This is a genomic window from uncultured Martelella sp. (genome assembly GCF_963677965.2).
GTDB lineage: Bacteria > Pseudomonadota > Alphaproteobacteria > Rhizobiales > Rhizobiaceae > Martelella > Martelella mangrovi.
The window spans coordinates 2,701,646-2,724,423 of sequence record NZ_CAXXFM010000001.1 but is presented as its reverse complement, the minus strand read 5'-3'; the positions used below and the strand labels follow the sequence as shown (position 1 = coordinate 2,724,423).

Sequence of the window (22,778 nt, the reverse complement as noted above, 5' to 3'; positions counted from 1 at the left end):
AGACAAGAAAAGAGTGACCTTTGCGGGGTCGCAGCAAACTGCTGACAAAGCGCATCCCGCGCTCTTTCGTCATACCGGCCTTGAGCCGGTATCCAGGGCTGCTTGTTGTGCGCTTCCAGCTCAAGGCCGGAATGACGGCGGGGCATAGCTGTAATTGCTTACAGGGCTTGCCAAGGGCGTTTCGCACTATTATGTAGCAGGCTATCTAATAGCCCAACATATAATAGGCAGCTATAATTATGTCCGCACAGATCGACAACCGGCACGTGGCCTTCATGGAAAACCTGACGGTGGCGAGCCGGAAAATGCGGACCTATTACAATGCCCGGGTTGCCCGCTATGGCCTGACCTTTGCCAGGGCGCGGGTCATTCTTCTGCTTTCGAAAAATGAAACCATGAACCAGAGCGAGCTTGCATGCGAACTCGAACTGGAAAAGCCGACCGTGGTGCGGCTGCTGGACCGCATGGAGGCACATGGCCTCATCGAGCGCCGGGCCGACCCGAACGACCGGCGCGCCAAGCTCATCGGGCTTTCGGCACACGGCACCGACATGGCGCGGGAGCTCGATATCATGCGCGCCGAATTCTACGAGGCGGTGCTGGGGCCTGTCGGGCCGGATGAGCTTTTGACCGCGACCACCGTTTTCGAAACGATCATCGCCAAGGTCGACCAGATTATTCAGGACCGCCCCGATGACTGATCAAACCAGCGAAACCGCACCACAGGCCGCACCGCCGCCGGGGCCGCTTTATCCCGGCGCGCCGCCGCCCCAGCCACCCAAGCCGTTGCCGCAGCTTCTGGCCTATATGTTCGCCGCAACCGTGGTCGGACTGACGCAGGGGCTGGGTATGTCGTTCATCACGGTCACGATCCAGCAAATCGCGGGACCATTGAAGGCGACGACAGCGGAGGCAAGCTGGCTGATGGCCGCTTACCTGGCGCCCAATGCCTGCCTGACGCTGCTGTTGTTCAAGGTGCGCCAGCAGTTCGGCATCAGGCATTTTGCGGAAGTGTCGATCATTGTCTACGTGCTGATCAATCTCGGGCATTTGTGGGTCGACAGCTTTCAGACGGCACTGATCGTGCGCTTTTTCGCGGGCATTGCGGCAGCGCCGATGACATCGATTTCGATCCTGTACATGCTCGAGGGCCTGCCGCGCGAAAAGAAGATGAGCATCGGCCTTTCCGGCGGCATGACCGTGATGCTGGCGTCGACCCCGCTTGCCGGCGTCATCGCCCCCTATCTTTTCGATCACGGCGGTTTCCGGTCGCTCTATATCTGCGAAATCGGGATGGCGCTGCTGTCGCTGGCCCTGATCTTCCGACTGCCTCTGGTGTCGGGCGAACGCGTCAAGGTGATCAGCCGGGCCGACCTCATTTCGTTTTCCTTTCTCGCGCTCGGCATGGGGGCGATCACCGTTGCCCTGTCACTAGGGCGTATCTACTGGTGGACGGAGGTGCGCTGGACGGGAGCACTGCTGATCCTGGGCGTCGTCGCGCTGATGATCATGGCCATCATCGAGCTCAACCGCGAAGAACCGCTGCTTGATATCCGCTGGCTGACGTCTGCGGAGATTATCCATTTCACCGGCGCACTGATGGTTTTCCGGCTCATCCTGTCGGAGCAGTCGACCGGGGTGCGCTCCTTCTTCATCATGCTCGGCCTTTCCAACGAGCAGTTTGTCGGTCTTTACACGGTCATTCTCGTGGCCACCGTGGCAGCCGGCGTTACCTGTGCGGTCATACTGAAACCGGGCCGTGTTGCGCTGATGCATGGCATAGCGCTGGTGCTTCTCATCATCGGGAGCTGGCTCGACAGCCATGCCACCAGCATGTCACGCCCGCAGGACATGTTTCTCAGCCAGATCCTGATCGCCTTTGCCTCGGGACTGTTCATGCCGGCAGCCATGATGGTCGGTTTTATCGCTGCGCTGAAACGCGGACCGAATTACATCCTCAGCTTCATCATCGTGTTCGTGACCACCCAGCGGCTGGGCGCGATTATCGGTTCGGCCCTTTTCGGAAGTTTCGTCACCTGGCGTGAACAGGTGCACTCGGCAGCCCTCGTGCAATCGCTGACACCGGATAATCCGCTGGTCGCAGAACGCATGCGGCAGCTTTCGGGCGCCTATGCCTCGACCATTTCCGATGGCGTCGTTCGCACGGCAGAAGGCGCTGCCGCGCTGGCCAGACAGACCACCCAGCAAGCCTATGTGCTGGCCTATAACGATGCTTTCCGTTTCACCACTCTGCTGGCCCTTCTGGCGCTGGTCGTTCTCATTCTCGACGTTGCCTTCGAGAAATGGGAAAGCGCGCGCATGCGCGCCCAGGCCGAAGGTCTTCCAGCCTGATTTTCAGGGATAACAAAAATGACACGAGCCCTACGTTCACTTGCGACCTATGCCGTTTTCGGCATTGGACTTCTCGGCATTCTGGCGCTGCTGTTCGCCTGGCGGTTCCCGCCCTTTAACTTTGCCGATCCGCGAACCGATGATGCCTATGTGCAGGGACAGGTGACGCTGCTTTCCCCGCAGCTTTCCGGTGTCGTGGCCGACGTTCCGGTGCACGATTTCCAGCACGTCAGCAAGGGCGATCTGCTGGTACGTATCGACGACAACATCTTTGCCCAGCAACTGGCCGAGACCGAGGCCGCGCTCGACGCCGCCCGCACCGCGCTTCGCGGCAATGCCCAGGCGCAGGAAACCGCCCGGGCACAGATCACGTCATCGCAGGCCGGCGTGGCGAGCGCCGAAGCCGCACTCGACAACGCCACCTCCCAGTGGCAGCGCAAGCAAAGGCTGAGCAAGCAGCAGGTCGTCTCCGAAAGCAGTCTCGAAACGGCGCGCGCAACGCTCGACCAGGCAAAGGCGGCCCTTGATCGGGCCAAGGCCGAACTCGACGTCGCCAGACAGTCACTCAAATCGGCCGTCATCGACAGGGACACGCTGAAATCGAAGGTCAGTTCGGCAGAAGCCGCCCGCGCACTTGCGCAGATTAACCTTGAAAACACGCAGATCACGGCACCGCGGGACGGGACGCTCGGTCAGGTGAAGGTTCATGTCGGGCAATATGTTTCGGCCGGTTCCCAGCTCGTCGCGCTCGTTCCCGAGGATGTATGGGTGATTGCCAACTACAAGGAAACACAGCTTTCCGGCATGGAAATCGGACAAAAAGTCACCTTCAGCGTCGATGCACTCGACGGCGAACGGTTCACCGGCCGGGTGGAACGGTTTTCGCCTGCCGCAGGCTCCGAGTTCGCCGTCATCAAGCCGGACAACGCCACCGGCAATTTCACCAAGGTGGCCCAGCGGGTGCCCGTTCGCATTGCCATCGATCCCGGTCAGAAAGATGCCGACAAGCTGGTCCCCGGCCTTTCGGTCATCACCACGGTCGACGTGGGAAAGGGATGAAAACAGGCGGCAGAAAAGCGCCCTGAAACCATTGCAGAAAACAGATCGGTCCGCGGCTGAATGCCGTGGACAGTGCCCGCTTGCGCGATGCAACGCGATAGAAACATCAACAACGCGATATAAAGATTTTAAGACATAGCATTTGACATTTTCATACATCCGTTAAAACATGTTCAAAAAAGGGAACAGATGGATGTATGACGACAATTCGCCGTTTTCGCCGAAGGACCGCCAGAAGACGCCGGAGCCGCTGAAGCCGGTTCAGAAGGCGGCGTTTGCGGAGGAACGGCTGACGCAGGCGATATTGTGGTGCGAACTGGAGCCGGGGCTGACGATTACCGAGGCCGCGCTTGCGACACGGTTCGGCCTTGGCCGGGCGGCAACGCGGGTGGCGCTGGCAAGGCTTTCGACGCTGGGTTTCATGCTGTCGATCCCGCGCGAGGGCTGGCGGGTTCTGCCGATGAGCGGCGCCCTTGTCGGCCAGGTCGTCGATGCACGCCGAATGGCCGAACCGGCGCTTGCCTCACTCACCATCGACGCGCAGAAGAGCGCGCGGCTTTTTGAACTGGCCGACATGATCGAAGCCGTCGGCAGCGCCAGCGAAGAGGCCGCCCGCACGACCCGCACCGGCTATGAGCGGACATTCCGGGCCGAACTTTCATCCGAACTCAATCCGTTTGTCGCGACATTCGTGGAGCGGCTCTGGGACCATTCTGACCGGATCGTCCATTTCTTCGAAAAACAGGGCGCGGCACCGATGCCTGCGCTCAAGGCATCGGCCATTGCCGCCGCCCTTCGTGACGGCCGCGCGGATGAAGCGCGTGCTTTTCTTGACGAGGCCATCGAACAGTTCAGAAGCTTTGCCAGCGACGCTCTCCTGAACAATCAAAGCGAGCTGGCACTGACCGGAGGCACAAAACCTCAGGAGAAAGCGCCGACACAAAAACAATACGGCGTATCTCCTCAAACAGGTCCTGACCGTGCGGCCTCCCGCGGCTGGACCTCCAGCAAGGGGAATAGTTCATGACATACGTATTCGGCGTCGGGCGGCGCATTGCGCCCGTCCTTTTATCGCTCGCTGTCGCGCTGACGGGCGCAATTGCAGCGCAGGCGAAAGACACCCTCACCATCGATCTGGTCAACGAGCCGGCCACACTCGACCCGCAGAAACAGTGGAACCCGGACAGCTACTACGTCTACCGCAACATCTTCGACAACATGCTGACCCGCGACAATGACGGCGAAATCGTGCCGCAGGTCGCGACCGAATGGGAACAGGTCAGCGATACCGAAGTGGTATTTACACTGCGCGACGACATCGTCTTTCACGATGGCGAGAAGTTGACCGCAGACGATGTGGTCTACACGATCGAACGCATCACCGATCCGGATTTTGCCAGCCCCCAACTCAGCCAGTTCAACAAGATCATCAGGGCCGAGGCGATCGACGACCACACGGTCAAGCTGACGACCGATGGACCCTATCCGGCCCTTCTGGCGCAACTGGTCAAGCTTTCCGTCATTCCCGAACATGTCGCCTCCGCCATGACGCCGGAAGAGTTCAACGCCCATCCGGTCGGCAGCGGCCCTTATGCGCTTGAAGACTGGAACCGCGGCGTCGATGTCGTGCTGAAACGCAATGACGATTACTGGGGCGACAAGGGCCCGTTTGCAACCGTGATCTTCAAGGGCGTTCCGGAAGCGGCCACCCGGCTTGCCAATCTTCAGGCCGGTGCGGCCGATCTGGTGGTGACGCTTGATTCCGATCTTGCCGCCCAGCTTGAAGCCAGCGGCAAGGGCAAGCCGCTCGCCGTCAACACCGAACGCGTTGCCTATTTCGCGCTCAACAGCCAGCAGGCCCCGCTCGACAATCCCGAGCTGCGCAAGGCCATCGGCTATGCCATCGACCGGGAAGGCATCGTCGAGGGCGTGCTTGCCGGTTATCCGAAGGTGGTCGACGAAATGCTGTCACCGGCCCATTTCGGCTACAGCGGCGAGATTGACGGCTATGCCTATGATCCCGACAAGGCTGCGGAGATGATTGCCGCAATCGGGCCGGATGCGGAGGTCGAGATGCAGCTTGCAACGGCGCCCGTCTATGATCAGCGCGTGGTGCAGGCCGTCCAGCAGATGCTCAACGATGCGGGCATGAATGTTTCGCTGAAGATGACCGACATGGCCACATGGCTGAAGGACCAGCAGTCCTCCAACGATGTCGCGCCGATGCTGACATTCTCGCGCTGGTCGTGTGCGTGCCAGGATCCGGACGGCATCATGTATCCGCTGCTGCATTCCTCTTCCAACTGGTCGCGCGTTTCCGATCCCGAGATCGACGCATTGCTGGATGAGGCCCGCAGCGAGCTGGACGAGGAAAAGCGTGCCGATCTTTACAGACAGGTGAACGAAATCGCCGTCGGCAACGCCTATATCCTGCCGCTCTATCAGGCCGCCATCATCTATGGCGCGGCCGATGCGCTCGAATGGCAGCCGACCTCGAACGAGAGCATGTTCCTCAACCGGATGAGCTGGACGGAATAGTTTTTCCCGCACCCGCTCTTTCGCTCATGTTGATGGCTGGCGTTCGCCGCCGGCCATCGCCATCCTCCATCCCGAACCATAAGACCCCTTTCAGAACACGGAGTCAGATCTTGTCTATCAGAACGACTGTTGCCATCGCCGCCATTGCTGCCGCGCTGAGTGCCGGTGTCGCGCAGGCGAAAGACCAGCTCGTGGTCGATCTCGTCAACGAGCCGTCGACGCTCGATCCGCACATGCAGTGGAACCCGGACAGCTACTACGTCTACCGCAATATCTTCGACAACATCGTCACCCGCGACAATGACGGCGAGATCGTTCCGCAAGTGGCCACCGCCTGGGAATGGCTGTCGGACACAGAGCTGGAACTGACGATCCGCGACGACATCACCTTCCACGACGGCGAGAAGCTGACGGCCGACGACGTGGTCTATTCGGTCAAGCGCATCACCGATCCGGACCTCGCCAGCCCACAGCTCGGCCAGTTCGCCGCCATCATCGATGCGGAAAAGACGGCCGACAACAAGGTCGTGCTGACAACCGACGGCCCCTATCCGGTTCTTCTGGCGCAGCTCGTCAAGCTTTCCGTCGTGCCGGAACATGTCGTTGCCAATGAGAGCGAGCAGGACTTCAATGCCAACCCGATCGGTTCCGGCCCCTACACGTTCGAGACATGGGATCGCGGTGTTTCCGTCACGCTCGACAAGAATGACGATTACTGGGGCGATCAGGGCGCATTCGAAACCGTCAACTTCAAGGCCGTTCCGGATGCCTCCACCCGTGTTGCCAATCTGCGCGCCGGCACCGCCGACCTGATCGTTTCCATCGACAGCGACCAGGCGATGCAGCTTGAAACCGCAGGCAATGTGAAAGTGCTGACGGCGCCGACCGAGCGCGTCGCCTTCATGGGCATGAACACGCTGGTGCCGCCGCTCGACGATCCGGAACTGCGCCGTGCGGCTGCCATGGCAATTGACCGCGAAGGCATTGCGCTTGGTCTTCTCGGCGGCGGCGAGCAGGTCGTCGGCCAGATGGCAACGTCTGCGCATTTCGGCTATGTCGACGGCATTGACCCGATCCCCTACGACCCGGAACAGGCAGCTGAAATCATCGCGTCCAAGGGCGATGCCGCCAAGGTGCCGATGACATTCGCCACCTCGCCGGTCTTCGACCAGCGCATTGTCCAGGCGATCCAGCAGATGCTGAACGAGGCCGGCTTCAACGTCGAGATCGGGCTTACCGACATGGCGACCTATCTGAAGAAGGCACAGAACGCCGATCCCGAGCAGCGTCCGCAGCTCAATTTCGGCCGCTGGTCCTGCGCCTGCCAGGATGTCGACGGTGTTGAATTCCCGCTGCTGCATTCGTCGTCCAACTGGTCGCGCGTCAACGATCCCGAACTCGATGCGCTTCTGGAAGACGCCCGCACCACGGTCGACAGCGACCAGCGGCTGGGAGACTATGCCAAGGTCGCAGAGATCGTGAAGGACAACACCTATATCCTGCCGCTCTATCAGGCGACCGCCCTTTATGGCGCGGCCGGTGCGCTGGAATGGCAGCCGACGGCCAATGAAAGCATGTTCATCAATCGCATGAGCTGGTCCGAATAGGCTTTATCCATGGGCTATTTCCTCCTGCGTCGCCTCTGGCAATCTCTCATCACGCTGTTCGGCGTGATGACGCTGATCTTCTTCATTCAGCGGCTGACGGGCGACCCGACCTATCTTCTGGTCCCGGAAACGGCGACGCAGCAGGATATCGAGGCGCTTCGCCATGCGCTGGGCCTCGACCGCCCGCTTGTCGTGCAATATCTCGACTTTCTCTGGCAGATGGCCCGTTTCGATCTCGGCACCTCCTATGTCCAGAACGTGCCGGTCTCGACCATCATTTTATCGCGCCTGCCCTATACGCTTCAGCTTGCCGGCGGTGCGCTGCTGGTCGCCGTTGCCATCGGCCTGCCGCTGGGTCTGATCCTGGCCATCGGCAGCAAATCGCGGCTGACCAGCCCGCTGATGGGCATGGTTCTGGCCGCGCAAAGCCTGCCGACCTTCTGGAGCGGCATTCTGATGATCATGTTTTTCGGCGTGTTTCTCGGCTGGCTGCCGCCATCGGGCACCGGCTCGTGGCTCAACCTGATCATGCCGTCAATTGCGCTCGGGCTGTTGTCGATGGCGACCTTTGCGCGGATCATGCGCAGTGCGGTCATCGATGAAATGTCCAAGGACTATATCCGTTCGGCCCGCGCGCGCGGCGTTGGCACGCGGCGGCTGGTGATCCGCCATCTTCTCAGGAATTCCGCCATTCCGGTGATTTCGATTACCGCGATTGAAATCTCGCAACTGCTGGCCGGCGCGGTGATTGTCGAAACAGTGTTCGCATGGCCGGGCCTCGGCCTTCTGACCGTGCAATCGGTCGTCGCCCGCGACTTCGTCATCGTTCAGGGCGTCGTCATGCTCGGCGCGGTGGTGACGATTGCCATGAACTTCCTCGCCGACCTGCTCTACAGCCTCGTCGACCCCAGAATCCGGCTTAATGGAGCGACCCGTTGAAATCCTCTGCCCGTTTCATCAAGACCCTTTTCATTCCCGCCTCCGGCCGGTCGATCCCGGTCGGCGTCTTCGTCATCATCGTGCTCTGTCTGGTGGCCATGGCCGCCTTTGCGCCGTGGCTCGCCCCGGTCGATCCCAACAAGCAGAACCTGCTCGGGCGGCTGAAGCCGCCGGGCACGGAAATCCGCGGCACATATTTCCTGCTCGGCTCCGACGAGCTTGGCCGCGACCTGTTGAGCCGGGTCATCTACGGCGCGCGGATTTCGCTGTCCGTCGCCGTGCTCTCGGTGCTGCTTTCCGGCATCACAGGCACGCTTCTCGGCATGGCCGCGGGCTATATGCGCGGCACGGTCGAAACCGTCATCATGCGCCTTGTCGACATCTTCCTGTCGATCCCGGCCATTCTTCTGGCGATCATCACCGTTGCCGTTCTCGGCCCCGGCTTCATCAATGTGGTTCTGGTTCTGGGGCTGACCCGCTGGCCGCGTTATGCCCGCGTGGCCTATGGCCAGACGCTGTCGGTCGCCAACATGCCCTATGTGCGGCTTTCGCGCGCCATGGGGGCAAGCTGGATACGGGTGCTCGGCCTGCATGTCCTGCCCAATATCGTGGCCGCCCTTTCCGTTGTCGCCACGCTGGAATTCGGCCTGATGGTGCTGTTCGAGGCCGGGCTTTCCTTCCTCGGTCTCGGCGTGCAGCCGCCCACGGCAAGCTGGGGTGCGATGCTCTCGGTCGGGCGCAACTATGTCTCCAATGCCTGGTGGATCGCCACCTTCCCCGGCATCTGTCTCTTTCTTCTGGTGCTGTCGATCAACCTGATCGGCGATGCGCTGAGCGATTATCTCAATCCAAAATCACGGTAGAAAATCATGGAAACAGCAAAACAGTTTGATGGAAAAGGCGTGGTCGTCACCGGCGCGCTCGGCGTTTTCGGCCGCGGCATCGCCAAGGCCTTTGCCGAGGCCGGCGCAAAGGTCTGCGTCACCGACCGCGACCAGTCCGCACTCGATGCGCTGGCGGGAGAACTCGGCACGCAAGGCTCGTTCGGCTACGCCGCCGAACTGACCTCGAAAGAAGAACTGGAGGCCCTGATCGCCGCCGTCGGTGAAAAATGGGGCCATGCCGATGTGCTGGTCAACAATGCCGGCGTCTATCCGAGCGGCTTTCTGCTGGATATCGACGCCGATGAATGGGACCGCATCTTCGACGTCAACCTGCGCGCGCCCTTCATCCTCACACGCGGTTTCGCCCTGCAGATGATCGACAAGGGCGCGAAAGGCTCGATCATCAACATCTCCTCGGGGGCTGCCCGCAAGATGCGCCGCACGGTCGTGCCTTATTGCACCTCCAAGACCGCGCTCGACCGGATGACCAAGGGGTTTTCGCTGGAACTTGCCGAATTCGGCATCCGCGTCAACGCGCTGGAGCCCGGCTTTGCCGCAGGCAGCACCGCAAGCCCGCTTACCGACGCGCATGTTCAAAACACCGTCTCCAACATTCCGCTGGGCCGCGCCAGCACCATCGAGGACATCGCGCCGGGCCTGTTCTATCTGGCCTCCGACGCCTCGTCCTATGTCACCGGATCGACGCTGACGATTGACGGCGGCAATTCCGCCGGCACCATGACTGTCACCCAGGACAAGAAGACACCGCTATGAGCATGCTTGACCTTCCCGCTCCCTATCCGTGGCCGGACGGAAAAAAATCGGCCTTCTGCTTTTCCATCGATGTCGATGCCCATTCGCCGTGGATGTGGAACAACCGTAATGATGTGCCGCAACTGCTCTCGCACCTCGAACAGCGCCGCTACGGCCCGCGCATCGGCATCAAACGGATCACCGATCTGCTGGCCCGCCATGATATCAAGGCGAGCTTCTTCGTGCCCGCCGCCGTGGCGGAAGAAAACCCGTGGATGCTGCCCGCTTTGGTAGACGCTGGTCACGAAGTCGGCCTGCACGGCTATTTCCACGAACTGGTGAGCCAGACGCGCGATGACGAATTCACTCGCGTTCTCGAGGCGTCAATTGCGCTTTTCGAACGCCAGACCGGGCAAAAACCGGCAGGTTTCCGCTCGCCCGCATGGGAAATGACACCGCATATGCTGGCCGAGGTCAAACGGCACGGCTTTTACGACAGCTCGCTGATGGGCTCCGACACGCCTTATGCGGTGCATGACGTCACCGAAGTTCCGGTCAACTGGGCGACCGATGACGCGATCTTCTTCAAGTTCCTCGATGGCAGCGACACCCGCGCGCCGCTCGGCACCAACCAGATGCTCGATGCGTGGAAAGAAGAACTTGCCGCCAGCCGCCGGTTTTCCACGCTGTTCATGCTGACCGTGCATGACTGGATCTCCGGGCGTGGTTCGCGCATCGCCATGCTCGACCGGCTTGTCGAAGACGTACTTTCCGATGACAGCATCTGGGTTGCCACGGCGGGCGAAATTGCCGCCCATTACCGCGACCATGCCGCCGGCCGCGATGCCGTTTCGCCGGAAATCCCGGCCTCGCTTTATGACCACCCGGCCTGGAAAGGCGAATAATGCAAACCTGGAATATCAAGAAACCCGCCGTGACGACCGACAAGGGCATTGTCGCCGCCCAGCATTTCGATGCGGCCGAAGCCGGGGCAAAGGTGCTCGCCGCTGGCGGCAACGCCATGGATGCCGCGATCACCGCAGCCTTCGTGCTTTCGGTGGTCGAGCCGTGGCTGAGCGGTGTCGGCGGCGGCGGATTTCTGCTGTGGAGCGATGCCGATGGCAGCCCGGTCGAGGCGCTCGATTTCAACGTGCGCTCCAGCCGCAACATGGCCGCCGAGCAATATCCGCTGATCGGCGGCAATGACGGCGACTGGTTCGACTGGCCGGCCGTCGAGGACGACCGCAACATTACCGGCTATTCCTCGATCTGCGTGCCGGGTTCGGTCGCAGGCCTTGCCGAGGCGCTTGAAAAACACGGCACGCTTTCCCTTGCGGACGCGCTGCAGCCGGCCATCGAGATTGCCGAACGCGGCATGCTGGTCGACTGGTTCACTTCGCTCTGCCTTGCCATCGACCAGCGCGGGCTTTCGATGTTTCCCGAGACCGCGCGGCTGTTCCTCGACGAAGATGGCCATGCGCTGAAGGCGAAGAACGGCGAGGAAACCTACCGCCCCATGCCCGCCAAGGCGAAGCTTCTGAGAAGGCTGGCCGAAGCGGGCGGACGCGATTTCTACGAGGGCGAAATCGCCGCCGGCCTGGTGCGTGATCTCAATGAGGGCGGCTCGGTCATCGACGCTGCCGATCTCGCCAACTACCGGCCCGAATGGATTGCCGCCGCGGCGCAGGACTACCGGGGCCACGAAATCAACGTCGCCTCCGGCCTTGGCGGCGGCCCGAGCCTGCTCGCCACGCTGGAAAAGCTTGAGACCACGCTGCCGGTTGCCGCCATTCCGGGGGCCGCAGCAGCGAAAGCCTATGCCCGCGCCATCCGCGCCACCTATGCCGACCGGCTGACGCATATGGGCCATGCCGGGCAGGGACAGGACTGCACCAGCCACCTTTCCGTGGTCGATGCGGCAGGCAACATGGTCTCGCTCACCAACACGCTGCTGTCGCGCTTCGGCTCCAAGGTCGTTCTGCCGCAAAGCGGTATTCTGATGAACAACGGCATGATGTGGTTCGACCCGCGCCCCGGCGTTCCCAACCGCATCGCGCCGGATGTGAAGCCGCTTGCCAATATGGCGCCGGTGATCATCCGCAAGGCCGGGCGTCCGTGGATGGCAATCGGGGCCGCCGGCGGGCGGCAGATCTTCCCGGCGCTGACGCAGATCATCTCCTATGTCATTGATGGCGGCATGGCCCTGTCGGACGCCTTCCATACGCCGCGCATTGATGCCAGCGCGCCGACCATTGCCGTCGACCGCGCGGCCGATGCCGATGTCGCAGCGGCCATTGCCGAGGATTTCTCGGTGAAACTGGTGACCAATACGCTGCATCCGGTCAATTTCTCCATCCCGTCTGCGGTGATGGCCGAAAGCGACCGACATATCGGCATGGTCCATCCGGTCAATCCCTGGGCAAAGGCGGTCGCGGAGGATGGTTGCGATGGCTGAAACGGAAGCAGCCCCGACCCTTGCGGTCTCCGATCTGGAAATCTCCGTCGGCCCCTACAGGGTGGTCGACGGCGTCGATCTCGATATCGGGCGCGGCGAGATTGTCGCGCTGGTCGGCGAATCCGGTTCCGGCAAGAGCCTGACGGCGCTGGCGCTGATGGGGCTGCTTGGCGGGCGCGTGAACCAGACGGGCGGTGACGTCCGCCTCAACGGCTCCGCCCTCGACACCACCGACGACAGGGCGATGCGCAAACTGCGCGGCACGGCGATGTCGATGATCTTTCAGGAGCCGGTCGCCTCCCTTAACCCGCTGATGAGCGTCGGTTCTCAGGTGGCCGAAAGCCTGATCGTTCACGGCCGGGCCAGCGAGCGCGACGCCTATGACAAGGCCGTTGCCATGCTCGCCGATGTCGGCATTCCCGAGCCGGCCAAACGCGCGAAACAGTTCGCCTCCTCGCTTTCGGGCGGCATGTGCCAGCGGGTGATGATCGCCTCAGCGCTGATTGCCCGCCCGGATCTGCTGATTGCCGACGAGCCGACAACCGCGCTCGACGTCACGGTACAGGCGCAGATCCTGCAACTGATGCGCCGGCTGCGCGATGAAACCGGCACCTCGATCCTGATCATCACCCACGATATGGGCGTTGTCGCCTCGGTCGCCGACCGCGTCTGCGTCATGTATGGCGGCCGCATCGTCGAGCAGGCCGATGTCGAGACGCTTTTTGCTGCACCGCGCCACCCCTATACAAAGCTGCTTCTGACAACGATCCCGAAGATCACCGACGAACCGAAACACGAGCTTTATTCCATCAGCGGCACCGTGCCCGATATCAGCGCCTTCCCGGAAGGCTGTCGCTTCCGCACCCGCTGTCCGCTGGCAGATGACCAATGCGCGGAAACGCCGCCGCTTGTTCCGCCATCGGCAACGGAAACCGGCCGCAAGGTCGCCTGCTGGCACCATGACAAAACCGAGGCCCTGCAATGAGCGCGACACGGAACGGCAATGGCCCGCTGCTGCGGGTCGAGGAACTGAAGGTTCATTTTCCGGCCGGCCAGAAGAGGCTTTTCGCGCGCGAGCCGCAGCAGGTGGTGAAGGCCGTCGACGGCGTGTCGTTTCACGTCCACGAAGGCGAGACGCTGGCCATCGTCGGGGAATCGGGTTGCGGCAAGTCGACCACCGGCAACGCCATTCTGGGTCTGGAACCGGCAACCGAGGGACGGATTTTCTTTCGCGGCCGTGATCTCACCGAGATGAGTGCGAAGGAACGCGCGGCGATGTGGCGCAATCTTCAGGTCGTGTTTCAGGACCCGGTTTCCGCCCTCGACCCGAAGCGCACCATTGCCCAGTCGATCGCCGAACCGCTCGCCATTCACAATGTCCCCGCCCGCGAACGCAAGGCCCGCGTTGATGAGCTTCTGGAACAGGTCGGCCTCAACCCCGGCCAGCGCGACCGCTACCCGAACGAGCTCTCCGGCGGCCAGCGCCAACGCGTGGTCATTGCCCGGGCGCTGGCGCTGAAACCCGACGTGATCATCTGCGACGAGGCGGTTTCCGCGCTGGACGTTTCCATCCAGTCGCAGATCCTCAACCTGCTGATGCGGTTGCAGCGCGAACTCGGCCTTGCCTATATCTTCATCTCCCACGACCTCTCCGTCGTCCGCCACATCGCCGACCGGGTGGTGGTGATGTATCTGGGAACGGTCGTCGAGGAAGGCCCGGCAACAACGCTTTTCGCCGATCCGCGCCACCCCTATACCGAAGCGCTTCTCGCCGCCATTCCGCTGGCCGACCCGGTGGCCGAGCGCGCCAAGACCGTGCAGCTTCTGGAAGGCGACCTGCCAAGCCCGCTCACCCCCCCCAAGGGCTGTCCCTTCGTCACCCGCTGCCCGATTGCCGAAAGCCGCTGCGCCGAGGAACGACCGCTCGCCCGGCGCACGGACAACGGCACCCGCCGACTGGCCTGTTTTTTGAGGTAACGGAAGAACCAACGAGAGGGGCTGAACGCCCCTCCCCGCCTGGCTGCTTTTTCAAACCGTCCGGCTCCTCGGCACGCCGCTTTGCGCCGGGCGGCCGGGCATCATCACGCGGTCCAGTTGGCGTACCAGGTCTTGAACTGGCTATACTGCGCTTCGACAAAAGCTTTCTGCGGGGCTGAAAGAGCGTCGGTTTCGTTGAAGTGCAGCGTATATTCGGCGTCGCCGTTCAGAACCATCAGGTATTTGTAGAACAGCACAAGATCGACGCCCTCATCGAATTTCGACAGCACCATCAGCGCTTCTTCCAGTTCACGCGCCTTGACCCGCGCCTCACTGTCGCCTTCGGCAGCCGCCTTGCAGAGTGCGACCAGATGCAGGACTTCCTTCGGGAGCGCGTTGCCGATACCGGTGATCGCGCCGGTGGCGCCGCATTTCACGAAACCGTGGAAGACCTGCGTGTCGACGCCGACCATGAGCGTCAGATCGTCATCGCCGGACGTGATGTTCTCGGCCGCATAGGACAGGTCGGCAGCGCCGCCAAATTCCTTGAAACCGATCAGGTTGGGATAGTCGGCGCGCAGGCTGAAGAACAGATCCGCGCGCGTGGCAAAGCCATAATAGGGGCTGTTGTAGATCACCGCCGGCAAGCCGTTTGCAGCCTCAAGAATGGCGGAAAAATGTGCCCTTTGCGCCGAAACCGACGTGCCGCGTGACAGAACCCGCGGAATGACCATCAGACCCGCCGCGCCGACACGGGCGGCATGCGCGGTAATCGCCACTGCGGATTTCGTGTTGATGGCGCCGGTTCCGACAATCACCGGAACGCCCGCCTCGACCAGCGCTTCAACACCCTGCATGCGCTGCTCGTCGGTCAGAAGCGGCCAGTCGCCCATCGAACCGCAATAAACGACAGCCGACATACCGGCATCGACAAGCGCGCGGCCCTTGCGCGCAAGGGCTGCAAAATCCGGCGTACGATCCGCCTTGCACGGTGTCATCAAAGCCGGAATACAGCCGGTGAAAATCGTATCGCTCATCTTTGGGGCCTTTCAAATTCTGAAGCAAACCGGGTCGGCAGGCCGCGGGAGAACACCCGATCGCGGGCATATTCCGAAGGTCAGCCATTATTCAAGAATTTCACTAGCACCAACAGTGATCATTGTCGACAAAGAAAATACAAAACAACGGAGAGGCTTCGTCTGGCAACCGCACCGCCAGCCAGCCTATAGCGAAATCGAGGAAACGCTGCGCGAATCCGCCGAGATATAGGAGCGGATCTGGCGCACGATCTGATCGGCATGGGCCGTTGCCAGCCGGTCGGATTCCGCCTCGTCGCGCGCAATCATCGCGCTGACAATATGCTCATGCTCGGCCACATACTGGCGCGGCAGATCGTCGTCATAGGAACGGTAGTAGAGGCGCAGGATCCGGCGTCCGTCATCCAGCAGGCGCCGGAACAGATCGGTGTAGTACTTGTTTCGTCCGGCCTCGGCGATGGCGATGTGAAAATCGCGATTGGTCGCGATCATGCCCAGCACATCCCGGGTTTCCACGGCCCGCGCAAAATCGTCCTGATGACGGCGGATACCGGCGAGGTCGGCCTCTGTATAATGGATCGCCGCCAGCCTTGCGGTCACGCGGTACATCAATGTCAGGGCATCGAAGAACGATCCCAGCTGCACGAAATCGATGTTGGACACGATCGTCGTGCGGTTGGTCAGCGCCGTGATCAGCCCTTCGGCGGACAGCCGCACGAGCGCTTCCCGGATCGGCGTACGCGACATCGAAAACCGCTCCGACAATTCCGTCTCGTCGACGGGGCTGCCCGGTTCAAGCTTGAGTTCGATGATCTCGTTGCGGAGGGTTTCATAGACATATGCAACGCCGCCGCCACGCCTGACATGCAGGTTCTGCAGCGCGCCGTGCTCTGAAGAGGTCTTGACCATTGTGTCCTGTTTTTCCCGACTTTTGATCACTATGCCCGACTCTGTGCGTACAATCCATGACGGGATTCAAATTTTTATTGTCGACAAAACTGTCCCCTGCTTGATCCCGACGCTCCCGCGAACGTTACCGTTGGGAACGCAGACGCGCAGAAAACACCGCGAGGGCACGATTGGCAGGGAATTTCGAGCGCATGGATTTGCCTCCACGGAATAATACCAGTAATAAACTGGTTGCATTCTGGTCTCTTTTAAGCCGCTATACTTCAAAAAACACTGAGACCCGGTGCAACAAGAAATTCTGAAAAACAGCCTGATTGTATTCTGCCAGCCGGCTCCCGACGGGCCGATGGACGCGCCGGTTTTGTGGCGGGGTTTGCCATGGCGGCCGTAGCCGCCGGCGCCACGGCTCTCAGGATTGAATCCACCGGCTATGTGCGCGCGGTCCGCCCGAAGGTCTCCGTGCCGGTCATTGGCATCGTCAATCGCGATGATGTCGGCGGACCGGAGCCCGAAGCCCCGGATATCGGGCTGATCACCGCGATGACCGCCGTCACCCTGTCTGATTGAGATGTGGCACTGTGTTGTTGCGGAGGGGAGCCCGCCCCCGGGCTCGACCCGAGGATCTAACCACCGCTCAGCACGAGCGACGTTGGCGGTCCGTAATAGATTGTTTTAAATTTATTTTTGGCCCGATACGCTTGTCGCGTTCATGCGTGCTTGGACCCTCGGGACAAGCCCGAGGGTGACGAACGAGGACGGGGCGCGCTTTGTCCGCAGTCTGAGGCGGATGATCACATCCGCCTGATGCTTTACGCCACGCTTAAAGCCGTACGCCCGTTTTCTCTTCAAAGAAGGATGCCTTGGTGACATCGACGGTGACCGAGACGGGCTGACCGGTTTCACAATGCTGCTCCTGATGCAGCCGATGAGAAATATTGATTCCGTCGAAATCCGACCACGCCAGAATGTCGCTTCCCATGGGTTCCACAAGCGAGATCGTGCCGTTCCACGCAGCCTTGTCCTGTTCGGCAAGATGAATGTGCTCCGGGCGCAGGCCAAGCGTCGCCTTCTGGCCGTCAACGACCTTGCCGGCAAAGGGATAGGCGCTGACATCGAGGCTGAAAGAGCCGGATTTGAACACCAGCCCGTCATTTTCCGTGGCAAAAGCTCCGGCAATCTTGTTCATCGCCGGCGAGCCGAGGAAGGTGCCGACAAATTCATTGGCCGGTTTGTTGTAGACATTCAGCGGCGTGTCGAGCTGCTGGATGATGCCGTCCTTCATCACCGCGATCCGGTCGGCAAGCGTCAGCGCCTCGATCTGGTCATGGGTCACATAGATCATGGTCGAGCCGAGCGCCTTGTGCAGCTTCTTGATTTCAAGCCGCAGTTCGGCGCGCAGCTTGGCATCGAGGTTGGAAAGCGGTTCGTCGAACAGGAAGATGTCGGCATCACGCACCAGTGCGCGGCCAATGGCGACGCGCTGACGCTGGCCGCCGGACAGCGCAGACGGCTTGCGGTCGAGCAGCTGCGTGATCTGCAGAAGCTCGGCTGCCCATTTCACCTTCTTGTCGATTTCCGCACGGGGAACACCGGCAATCTTCAGCCCGAACGACATGTTCCGCTCGACGCTCATGGTCGGATACAGCGCATAGGACTGGAACACCATGCCGATGCCGCGGTCCTTCGGATCGATCCAGGTCACATCCTTGTCGTTGAAATGGATCGACCCGCCGCTGACATCTGTCAGCCCGCCGATTGCGTTCAGCAGGGTCGACTTGCCGCAGCCGGACGGGCCGAGCAGGACCAGAAATTCGCCGTCCCTGATCTGAAGGTCGAGGCTTTTGACGACATGCACATTCCCGTAGCGAATGTCGAGATTTTCAATGGCTACAGAACTCATGATGTTATCCTTTCACGGCGCCGGAAGCGATGCCGCGCACGAACCAGCGGCCGGAAACCAGATAGACGACAAGCGGGACCAGTGAGGTCAGAATGGTTGCCGCCATATTGACGTTGTAGGCGCGCTCGCCCGTGGTCGTGTTGACGATATTGTTGAGCTGGACGGTCATCGGCAGGTTGTCGCGTCCGGCAAAAACCAGACCGAGCAGGAAGTCGTTCCAGATCGCGGTGACCTGCATGATCACGGCAACGATGGTGATCGGAACCGACATCGGCAGGATGATCGAGAAGAAGATCTTCCAGAAACCGGCGCCATCGATGCGGGCGGCTTTGAACAGCTCCACCGGCAGGCCCATGTAGTAATTGCGAAACAGCAGCGTCATCACCGGCATGCCGAAGATGATGTGGGTCAGCACGATGCCGGGCAGCGAGCCGTAGATGCCGGCCTGCGCATAAAAACGCACCAGCGGATAGATGAACACCTGATAGGGAATGAACGAGCCCATCAGCAGGCAGGCAAACAGCACATTCGCCCCCTTCACCCGCCAGAACGACAGGGCATAGCCGTTGACCGCGCCAAACAGGATCGACAGCACCACGCTCGGGATCAAAATCTTGACCGAGTTGAAAAAGCCGACCTGAAGACCGGTGCAATCGAGACCGGTACAGGCGCTGGTCCATGCCTTGATCCAGGCATCGAGCGAAAAGTTCTGCGGCAGTGCGAAGATCAGGCCGAGGCGGATTTCGTCCATGCTTTTGAACGAGGTGACCAGCATCACGTAAAGCGGCAGGAGAAAGAACAGCGCCACGAAAAACAGGAAGCCGTAGACGCCGAAACGGCCCCAGACGTCCTGCCAGCTGCGCGGACGCTTGACAGCGGATGACTGCGTCATGACGCCCTCCCGTTCTTGCGGAAATACTGGGAATATAAAACCGGCACCATGATCAAGAGAACGGTGATCAGCAGCACGGTCGAGGCGGCGGTGGCAAGGCCGATATTGGCGCGCTCGAACAGGTTATCCATGATGAACTTGGCCGGCACTTCACTCGCCGTTCCGGGCCCGCCATTGGTCATCGCCACGACCACGTCGTACATCTTGACGATCGAGATCGACAGCAGCACCAGCGAGGTGATGATCATCGGACGCAGCATCGGCAGAATGATCGAAAGATACACGCGCCACGGCGGAATGCCGTCAATGCGGGTCGCCGACCAGATCTGGGTATCGATACCGCGCAGCCCCGCCAGGATGAGCGCCATGACCAGACCGGAGCCGTGCCAGACGGTTGCCAGAATGATGGCATAGAGCACCGTATCCGGATTGACCGTCCAGTCGAGCACGAAATTCGGGAAACCGAGATCGCGCATGGTCGCCTGAATGCCGAGATCGGGATTGAGGATCCACTGCCAGATCAGGCCCGCTACCACGAAGGACATGGCATAGGGATAGAGAAAAACCGTTCTGAACAGGCTTTCGGCGCGCACATTCTGGTCGATGAAGATCGCCAGCAGCGTGCCGAGCACGAAACAGATCAGCAGGAAGAAAAAAGCGATGATCGCCAGATTTTCCAGCGACGTGATCCAGCGCGAGGTTTCGAAAAGCCTCGTATATTGGGCAAAGCCGACAAAGTCGTCTTTCGGCAGAAGCCTCGAGCTGGAAAACGACAGCCGGACGGACCAGAGCATCGTACCCAGATAGGCAAAGATGACCACGATGGCCATCGGCAGCAAGGCGATATAGGCAAGCAGATTTCGCCTGATGTGCCGGGTGAAGGCGGCGGCGTGCAACGGGACCTCCCTTGAAACGGGAAGGGAACACAACGCCCCCTTCCCGCCTTCTTGTTTTTGATCGGTGAATTAGCCGTTGAGAGCCTGGTCGAAACGATCGACCGCTTCATCGACCGACATGTCGGTGTTCCACAGTTCGGTCACGACATCCTGGACGGAGCCATAGATGTATTCGGCCATCATCTGCGAAGCATCGGGCGCCTGGCGGCCCGGGTCCGACATGATCTCGAGACCGAGCTGTGCGCAGGCATCGAGCTTGGTTTCATCAACGTCCGAACGGATCGGGATCGAGCCCTTGAGGTTGTTGAACGCGACCTGGGTTTCCGGATCGGTCATGACCTCGACCAGCTTATGCTGGGCTTCGACCTGTTCGGCATCATCGGTTTTCGGGAAGACGAAGACGTCGCCGCCGAGAACATAGGGGCTGTCGGGACGAAGACCCGGCAGGCAACCGTAATCGGTTCCGATTTCCTTGCCGGCCTGCTTGAACTCGCCCTTGGCCCAGTCGCCCATGACCTGGAAGCCGGCCTCGTCATTGATCAGCATGGCGGTGGTGTCGTTCCAGTTACGGCCCGGAGAGGCAGCATCGACATAGGGTTTCAGCGCGATGAAGGTTTCGATGACTTCGCGGAATTCCGGCGAATGGATCGCGTCTTCATCCTTGTCGGCATAAACCGCTTCCCAGAGTTCGCCGCCGCCGACATTGGTCAGCACGGCCGAGAACAGCGAGTTTTCCTGCCAGCGCTGACCGCCGAGCGCCAGCGGCGTGATGCCGGCTTCCTGCAGCTTGTCGAGGTCGGCGAAGAATTCGTCGACGCTTTCCGGCGGGTTTTCAATACCGGCCTGTTCCAACGCGTCGATCGAATACCAGAACCACAGCGGCATATGGATATTGACCGGAGCGGCATAGTATTTGCCATCGATCTTGACGGCGTTGATGATCGGCTCGGGCAGGATTTCATCCCAGTTGTGTTCCTGCGCCACGGCATCGATATCGTTCAGCAGGCCTTCTTCAACGATCTCGTGATACTGCTGCGAGGTATTGAACAGCGCGGCCGTCGACGGATCGCCGCCGATGATACGGTTGATCGCGGCACTGCGTGCGGCCGAACCGCCGGCCACGGCGCTGTCCTGCCAGTTGCCGCCCTGAGCGTTATAGGCATCGGCAAAAACGCCGATAGCGGCCGATTCGCCGCCGGATGTCCACCAATGAATAACCTCGGCGTCAAGCGGCTCCTGCGCGCTGGCAGCGCCAGCCATTGCCACGGTCAGCGCGAGGGCTGATGCGGTCACCGCATTCTTCAGAATAAACATGTGTCCTCCCCGAAAGGGTCGTCTGAGGGACCGAACGGTCCGGTCAAAAGTGATATGGACCCCAAAAGTGGGATCGGTTCCAATTACAACGACAGGGACTTGATTTTGTCAATGGCAACTGCAAAAAAATATCAAACCAATCGCAAGTGACGTTGCTTTTGCGTGAAAGCCGTTGAATAATAATGCGATATGGCGTTCATGCCGAAAACAACATGGCGGGGAGTTGAAACATGGCTACGGTAAAGGACGTCGCAAAACTGGCGGGAGTCGGGTCCGGGACTGTGTCCCGGTATATTTCTGGAAACGGTTCCGTTTCCGCGAAGGCCGCCGAAAAGATCGAACGCGCCATCCAGCAGCTCAACTACCGGCCCAACAGCATGGCGCGGTCTCTGTCCTCGCGGCGCTCGGACCTGATCGGCGTATGGGTGCCCTCGCTCGAAGGGCCGTATTATCACATGATCATCCGCGCCGTTGAGCAGGAGCTGCGCCTCTATAACAAGCACATGATCCTCGCCAATGCCGAGGACGCCCAGTCGGACGCCGATCGCCGTGCCCATTTCGACTATCTGGTCAACCGCGATTGCGACGGCATCCTGATGTCCTGTTCGCTGCAGGGCACGTTCGAACTGGCGCGCACGTCCGAACATTTTGCAAACCTCGTTCTGCTCAATCACCAGGCCGACGCGCTGGCCGGCCGGTGCTTCTTCATCGATCACGAACTGGGCGGGCGGCTTGCCGCGCGCCATCTTGCCGAACTCGGCCACGAGAAGATTGCGGTGATCACCGGACGCCTTTCCGCGCAGGACGCCCGCCAACGCCATGGCGGTTTTCTGGACGAAATGGGCAAGCTCGGACATTCCATTCCCGAAAACTATGTTGTCGAGGGCGCTTTCAGCTATGCCGCCGCCGAACGGCTGGTCAGCGCGTTCCTCGACATGAAACTCGATTGTTCGGCCGTGTTCTGCGGAAACGACAAGGTGGCCATGCTGCTGCTGTCGGAGCTTTACAATCGCGGCATTTCGGTTCCGCGCGACGTCTCGGTTCTCGGCTATGACGATGTCGATTTCGCCGCCTATACGGCCCCGCCGCTCAGCACCATTCACGCCCCGATCGAGGAGATGGCCCGCTCTGCCTGCCGGCAGCTTCTCAACCTCACCTATGACATGGACCTTCCGTTCCAGGAGCGGTTCGAACCGTCGCTTTGTGTGCGACGTTCGACCGCCGCGCTGGGCTGAAGGCCAAACGCAAACACCAACGCAATGAGAG

General features: G+C 60.8%; 21 protein-coding genes. 15 read left to right on the top strand and 6 right to left on the bottom strand.

Translation table 11 applies throughout. The features are described 5' to 3' along the window. Positions 1 to 239: 239 nt before the first annotated feature. From ACHZCU_RS12750 to ACHZCU_RS12690, 13 genes are all read left to right on the top strand, one after another. Positions 240 to 701, top strand: a complete 462-nt coding sequence (locus tag ACHZCU_RS12750) for a MarR family winged helix-turn-helix transcriptional regulator (protein WP_106302577.1) — start codon at positions 240 to 242, stop codon at positions 699 to 701. Continuing rightward, entirely contained in the window at positions 694 to 2,352 is a 1,659-nt protein-coding gene (locus tag ACHZCU_RS12745) for an MFS transporter (protein ID WP_319519069.1), read from the top strand. The genes ACHZCU_RS12750 and ACHZCU_RS12745 overlap by 8 nt, the downstream gene beginning before the upstream one ends. Before the next feature lie 18 nt (positions 2,353 to 2,370). Continuing rightward, complete coding sequence (locus ACHZCU_RS12740) at positions 2,371 to 3,411, top strand: HlyD family secretion protein (protein ID WP_319519068.1); 1,041 nt, start codon at positions 2,371 to 2,373, stop codon at positions 3,409 to 3,411. A gap of 193 nt (positions 3,412 to 3,604) precedes the next feature. Then, complete coding sequence (locus ACHZCU_RS12735) at positions 3,605 to 4,438, top strand: GntR family transcriptional regulator (RefSeq protein ID WP_319519067.1); 834 nt, start codon at positions 3,605 to 3,607, stop codon at positions 4,436 to 4,438. Further along, positions 4,435 to 5,949, top strand: a complete 1,515-nt coding sequence (locus ACHZCU_RS12730) for an ABC transporter substrate-binding protein (protein ID WP_319519066.1) — start codon at positions 4,435 to 4,437, stop codon at positions 5,947 to 5,949. Before ACHZCU_RS12735 ends, ACHZCU_RS12730 begins: the two co-directional genes overlap by 4 nt. 110 nt (positions 5,950 to 6,059) lie before the next feature. Beyond that, positions 6,060 to 7,556: an ABC transporter substrate-binding protein gene (locus tag ACHZCU_RS12725; protein WP_319519065.1), complete on the top strand. Its 1,497-nt coding sequence runs from the start codon at positions 6,060 to 6,062 to the stop codon at positions 7,554 to 7,556. Between the two features lie 9 nt (positions 7,557 to 7,565). Continuing rightward, positions 7,566 to 8,495 carry an ABC transporter permease gene (locus ACHZCU_RS12720; protein ID WP_319519064.1) on the top strand — a complete coding sequence of 310 codons (930 nt, stop codon included), beginning with the start codon at positions 7,566 to 7,568 and terminating at the stop codon, positions 8,493 to 8,495. Then, entirely contained in the window at positions 8,492 to 9,358 is an 867-nt protein-coding gene (locus tag ACHZCU_RS12715; protein WP_319519063.1) for an ABC transporter permease, read from the top strand. The genes ACHZCU_RS12720 and ACHZCU_RS12715 overlap by 4 nt, the downstream gene beginning before the upstream one ends. Before the next feature lie 6 nt (positions 9,359 to 9,364). After that, a complete protein-coding gene (locus ACHZCU_RS12710) occupies positions 9,365 to 10,153 on the top strand; it encodes a glucose 1-dehydrogenase (protein ID WP_319519062.1) in 789 nt (262 codons plus the stop codon). After that, positions 10,150 to 11,037 carry a polysaccharide deacetylase gene (locus ACHZCU_RS12705; RefSeq protein WP_319519061.1) on the top strand — a complete coding sequence of 296 codons (888 nt, stop codon included), beginning with the start codon at positions 10,150 to 10,152 and terminating at the stop codon, positions 11,035 to 11,037. Before ACHZCU_RS12710 ends, ACHZCU_RS12705 begins: the two co-directional genes overlap by 4 nt. Beyond that, positions 11,037 to 12,587 (top strand): gamma-glutamyltransferase, encoded by a 1,551-nt coding sequence (locus ACHZCU_RS12700; RefSeq protein WP_319519060.1) that lies wholly within the window; start codon positions 11,037 to 11,039, stop codon positions 12,585 to 12,587. Before ACHZCU_RS12705 ends, ACHZCU_RS12700 begins: the two co-directional genes overlap by 1 nt. Continuing rightward, positions 12,580 to 13,572 (top strand): ABC transporter ATP-binding protein, encoded by a 993-nt coding sequence (locus tag ACHZCU_RS12695; RefSeq protein ID WP_319519059.1) that lies wholly within the window; start codon positions 12,580 to 12,582, stop codon positions 13,570 to 13,572. The genes ACHZCU_RS12700 and ACHZCU_RS12695 overlap by 8 nt, the downstream gene beginning before the upstream one ends. Next, on the top strand, positions 13,569 to 14,564 hold the full coding sequence (locus ACHZCU_RS12690; RefSeq protein WP_319519058.1) for an oligopeptide/dipeptide ABC transporter ATP-binding protein: 996 nt from the start codon (positions 13,569 to 13,571) through the stop codon (positions 14,562 to 14,564). Before ACHZCU_RS12695 ends, ACHZCU_RS12690 begins: the two co-directional genes overlap by 4 nt. A gap of 104 nt (positions 14,565 to 14,668) precedes the next feature. Here the strand turns inward: ACHZCU_RS12690 and ACHZCU_RS12685 are convergent, their stop codons facing one another. Continuing rightward, on the bottom strand, positions 14,669 to 15,601 hold the full coding sequence (locus ACHZCU_RS12685) for a dihydrodipicolinate synthase family protein (protein ID WP_319519057.1): 933 nt from the start codon (positions 15,599 to 15,601) through the stop codon (positions 14,669 to 14,671). 186 nt (positions 15,602 to 15,787) lie between these two features. Beyond that, positions 15,788 to 16,510 carry a GntR family transcriptional regulator gene (locus tag ACHZCU_RS12680; protein WP_319519056.1) on the bottom strand — a complete coding sequence of 241 codons (723 nt, stop codon included), beginning with the start codon at positions 16,508 to 16,510 and terminating at the stop codon, positions 15,788 to 15,790. A gap of 378 nt (positions 16,511 to 16,888) precedes the next feature. Between ACHZCU_RS12680 and ACHZCU_RS12675 the strand changes: the two genes are divergently transcribed. After that, entirely contained in the window at positions 16,889 to 17,077 is a 189-nt protein-coding gene (locus ACHZCU_RS12675) for a hypothetical protein (RefSeq protein WP_319519055.1), read from the top strand. 253 nt (positions 17,078 to 17,330) lie between these two features. Here ACHZCU_RS12675 and ACHZCU_RS12670 read toward each other — a convergent pair whose 3' ends face one another. From ACHZCU_RS12670 to ACHZCU_RS12655, 4 genes are all read right to left on the bottom strand, one after another. Next, entirely contained in the window at positions 17,331 to 18,410 is a 1,080-nt protein-coding gene (locus ACHZCU_RS12670) for an ABC transporter ATP-binding protein (protein WP_319519054.1), read from the bottom strand. A 4-nt stretch (positions 18,411 to 18,414) separates the two neighbouring features. Beyond that, positions 18,415 to 19,302: a carbohydrate ABC transporter permease gene (locus ACHZCU_RS12665; protein ID WP_227023556.1), complete on the bottom strand. Its 888-nt coding sequence runs from the start codon at positions 19,300 to 19,302 to the stop codon at positions 18,415 to 18,417. Then, the gene (locus tag ACHZCU_RS12660; RefSeq protein WP_106303251.1) at positions 19,299 to 20,132 is read right to left on the bottom strand and encodes a carbohydrate ABC transporter permease; all 834 of its coding nucleotides are present in this window, start codon (positions 20,130 to 20,132) and stop codon (positions 19,299 to 19,301) included. Before ACHZCU_RS12660 ends, ACHZCU_RS12665 begins: the two co-directional genes overlap by 4 nt. 135 nt (positions 20,133 to 20,267) lie before the next feature. Further along, complete coding sequence (locus ACHZCU_RS12655) at positions 20,268 to 21,512, bottom strand: ABC transporter substrate-binding protein (RefSeq protein ID WP_319519052.1); 1,245 nt, start codon at positions 21,510 to 21,512, stop codon at positions 20,268 to 20,270. A 230-nt stretch (positions 21,513 to 21,742) separates the two neighbouring features. Here ACHZCU_RS12655 and ACHZCU_RS12650 point away from each other — a divergent pair, with 230 nt between their 5' ends. After that, positions 21,743 to 22,747 (top strand): LacI family DNA-binding transcriptional regulator, encoded by a 1,005-nt coding sequence (locus ACHZCU_RS12650; protein ID WP_319519051.1) that lies wholly within the window; start codon positions 21,743 to 21,745, stop codon positions 22,745 to 22,747. The last annotated feature ends 31 nt before the right edge of the window (positions 22,748 to 22,778 follow it).